Here is a 3,056-nt window from a genome sequence, read left to right on the forward strand (position 1 = left end):
CGGCGACCCAGCTGCCCCACGAGGTCGAGCCTCCAGGGGTCAAAGACGGCCTACCGCGCACCACTCCCGTCGGAGCGCCGCCCGAGCAAGATGTCTGACTCTGTCAAAGTGCCCCGGTTCCAATATACAAGGGGTGAGGACAGATCAAGTGCCGTTCAGCCCCTCAACACCTTCATCGCCTCAGCCACATTCCTGCCGTCGTGCACGATGCTGACGAGGGCGGCGACCATGCGCTCGGGGGCGGCGTGCTGGAAGGCGTTGCGGCCGATGGAGACCCCCGCCCCGCCGGCCTCCATGGCCCCGGCCACCATCGCCAGCACCTCTTCGTCGGTCTCGGTCTTCTCACCGCCGGCGATGACGACCTTGATGCCGCCGGGGTAGTTGCCGCCGGCGCCCTCGACCACGCGGCGGAAGCTCTGGGCGTCACCAGTGTAGACAACCTTGACGATGTCCGCCCCCAGCTCCGCCCCGACGCGCGCGGCGTGCTGGACCACCTCGACGTCATACTCGCGCTTGATCTTCGCGCCGCGGGTGTAGGCCATCGCCACCAGCGGCATGCCCCATTCCTCGCAGGCGGTGGCGACAGCGCCGAAGTCGCGCAGCATCTCGCTCTCGTCCTCGGCCCCCAGGTTGCAGTGGATGGAGACGGCATCGGCGCCGTACTTCAGGGCCCGCTCGACGCTGCTGACGAGGACTTTGTGGTTGGGATCGGGCGCGAGGGCCGTGCTGGCCGACAGGTGGAGGATCAGGCCGATGTCCTGTCCATAGCCGCGATGGCCGAGGCGGGGGAGGCCCACATGGCCCAGGACAGCATCCGCCCCGCCCGTGGCGACCTTGTCCACCGCCGCCGGCATGTCCACCAGCCCCTCAATGGGGCCGACCGTCACGCCGTGATCCATCGGCACGATGACCGTGCGGCCGTTGGCGCGGCGGGTGATCCGTTCCAGGCGAATGGCCTTGCCGATCTGCATGGGAATCCTCCAGTGTAGGGCGGGGGCTTGTACCCCGCCCCTCCGTTGCGTGAGTGCCATGCGGGGCGGGGTACGAGCCCCCACCCTACAGGCGGCTAGGGCCACGGGAAGAACGGCGCCCGCAGGCGCCAGATGGCGCCCAGAGCGGCCCAGATCACCGCCTGTGAGAACTCCCCGAGAATCAGCCCCAGGAAGAACGGGCGCAGATAGCCGTAGGTCTTCATGCCCCCGTAGCGCAGCACCGTCGTCTTGATGAGCCACGCGATGAAGATCGGGAACCAGAAGACGATCATGCTCCACGACCCCGACAGCGCGAAGGCCAGCGGCGAGAACGGCCACCAGGCGTACTGAGTGCGCATCCAGGCCAGGAAGGTCGCGAACCCCACGCCGCTGACGAAGTACGCCAGCAGCCGGGGCTCATACTTGTCGGGGCTTTCGAGCGCCGGGGCGAACTGCCGGTAGCCCGCGAAAGCGTTCCACTGGTACGAGTAGCCGTACAGCGTGATCGCCCCGCGCCGGTAGGGCAACTCCAGGTGCAGGAAGCTCCCCCAGGTCAGCACAATCCCCAGCGCCAGGGCGATGGCCCAGAAGAGATGCCGGCGGTCCACCTTGAGCACATCGGACATCTTCAGCCCGTCCATGAAGGTGCTCAGCAGGTTGCCGCGCAGGTCACGCGTGAAGACGCTGTCCAGCGCCGCCAGACCCGTCATCGTGGGCGCCCCGAGCGACCGCTGGGTGGTGAACAGGCGGACGACATCCACCGGGCGGAAGCTGGTCTCGGTCATCAGCATCCCGGCCTCCGAGACGCTGCGGGCCATCACGAGCACGACCACGAACTGGAAGATGCCGTACTCGACGACCGCCATCCACGGGCTCAGCCCCAGCTTCATGAACCAGATGATGGCTACGAGTGAGGAAACGCCCAGGCCGACGAGGGCGGCGCGGTAGGAGAGGAACTCGCGACCCTCGTCGTGGGAGCGACCGCTGTCGTGGGAGCGACTGCTGTCGTGGGAGCGGTCACCGACCGCGACAGTCGTTTGCCCGCCGGTCACCGGTCGCGGTCGGTGACCGCTCCCACTGCCGTCGCCTCCCGTCTCGGCCGGCGGGAAGGCCTCGGCCCAGACGTGCCGCAGGTGCGGCATCGCCGACTTGATGAGGTAGGCCGTCAGCACCATGTACGCGCCCATGACGTGGTACCCGTTCCAGATGCTGGTCGGGTACATAGGCATGGCCTCGAAGCTCTTGCCGAAGGCCGAGAAGGCGATGTTCTCCAGCCGCGCCAGCCCGAACATGCTCCACAGGGCCATCAGCACCTGGGCGGGGATGAAGTAGCTGAACCCGGTGGCGGCCATGGACGCGTAGACGGTCGTCTGGCCCAGGTCTCGCCACGGCCGCCCCAGGGTGTTGAAGAAGGGGTTCCACGGGTATTGCAGCTTCAGCAGCGGCACGGACGGGATTTGCTCGTGCAGGCCGTTGACGGTGAAGACAATGGTGGGGATGGCGAAGCCGATCCAGGTGAGGCGGTTGCGGAAGAAGCTGCCGGCATGCGGCAACCCGCCCGCGTCGTTGGCCACCTCGACCGGCAGATACACCAGCGGGAAAGTCAGCTTCTCGTTATCCACCCACTGTTTGCGCAGGATCGTGGCCATGCAGGCGGTGGCGAACCACAGGGCGAGGATGACGATGGCCCAGAGGGACAGGGGCTTGAGCCACAGCCGCCAGGGGATGGGCCGGCCGGGCTTGAGGCCCTCGTAGAAGTCAATGGAGGGGCGCTGGGGGCCCTGGTCCTTCACATCGAAGATGACGGACCACTGGGGGATGTTGCGGTAGAAGAGCTTGTCGAAGTGGTTGCTCTCGGTGCTATAGTAATCCACGGCGCACAGCGTGGGGATCCAGCGCTCCAGCAACCCGCGCGAGGTGCTCAGCGAGGCGACGAGGATCATCAGGTAGATGACGATGATCTCGTGGGGGCGCAGGCGCAACCGCCGCGCGACGCTGCGGACCAGGAGATTGGCCAGCACCAGGACGAACAGCAGGCCGATGGCCGCCGGGGCGAACTGGCAGATGGCGATCTGGATGCTGGAG

2 protein-coding genes are annotated in these 3,056 nt (G+C 67.1%); both read right to left on the reverse strand.

What is annotated here, in order from left to right; genetic code table 11:
• Positions 1-155: 155 nt before the first annotated feature.
• The gene (locus tag LLH23_03940; protein MCE5237624.1) at positions 156-971 is read right to left on the reverse strand and encodes a 2-amino-3,7-dideoxy-D-threo-hept-6-ulosonate synthase; all 816 of its coding nucleotides are present in this window, start codon (positions 969-971) and stop codon (positions 156-158) included.
• A 95-nt stretch (positions 972-1,066) separates the two neighbouring features.
• Positions 1,067-3,056, reverse strand: a 1,990-nt coding sequence (locus LLH23_03945) for a hypothetical protein (protein ID MCE5237625.1), incomplete at its 5' end; no start/stop codon positions are given.

Source organism: bacterium (assembly GCA_021372615.1).
In the GTDB taxonomy this organism is placed as follows: Bacteria; Armatimonadota; Zipacnadia; order Zipacnadales; family UBA11051; genus JAJFUB01.